Here is a 621-nt window from a genome sequence, read left to right as displayed (position 1 = left end):
GCCAACTGCTCCACTCCGCGATATTGTTTTATAAGTGCCGAAGACCGGAATCGAACCGGTACGAGAGGTAAGTCCCGCAGGATTTTAAGTCCTGTGCGTCTGCCAGTTCCGCCACTTCGGCTTTTTTTGGCTCCAAGGGTGGGGCTCGAACCCACAGCCTACCGGTTAACAGCCGGTTGCTCCACCGTTGAGCTACCTTGGAATATTCACGTGGCTATGTCCTACTCTCCCAGGCAGTTTCCCACCAAGTACCATCAGCGCTAAAGAGCTTAACTTCTGTGTTCGGAATGGGAACAGGTGTATCCTCTTTGCTATTATAACCACATATTGCCTATTTATAAGACAAGTATTATATTAACATCTTTATTTTTAAATGTCAATACTTTTAAAGTACTAAATAATAATAGTTTTTTATTAAATATCTTCTATTAATTGAAGTTAGTACTTTACATAGAGTTAACACTCTAAAAACTACATATATATTTTAATCAATAAACATCAAATAATATTGGTCAAGTCCTCGACCTATTAGTATCGATAAGCTAAATACATTGCTGCACTTACACCTTCGACCTATCAACCAGATAGTCTTTCTGGGGTCTTACCCTTGCGGTGGGAAAT

2 tRNA genes and 2 rRNA genes are annotated in these 621 nt (G+C 40.1%); all 4 read right to left on the bottom strand.

Annotated elements, in window-relative coordinates:
- Positions 1-35 precede the first annotated feature (35 nt).
- Positions 36-121, bottom strand: a tRNA-Leu gene (locus IC219_RS21355).
- A 6-nt stretch (positions 122-127) separates the two neighbouring features.
- A tRNA-Asn gene (locus tag IC219_RS21350) sits at positions 128-202 on the bottom strand.
- Positions 203-208: 6 nt separating this feature from the next.
- Positions 209-325, bottom strand: a 5S ribosomal RNA gene (gene rrf, locus IC219_RS21345).
- Between the two features lie 183 nt (positions 326-508).
- A 23S ribosomal RNA gene (locus tag IC219_RS21340) occupies positions 509-621 on the bottom strand; the annotation flags it as partial.

This window comes from Clostridioides sp. ES-W-0018-02 (genome assembly GCF_020658175.1).
GTDB lineage: Bacteria > Bacillota > Clostridia > Peptostreptococcales > Peptostreptococcaceae > Clostridioides.
The sequence above is the reverse complement of the archived record's forward strand: the minus strand, read 5'-3'. Positions and strand labels throughout refer to the sequence as shown.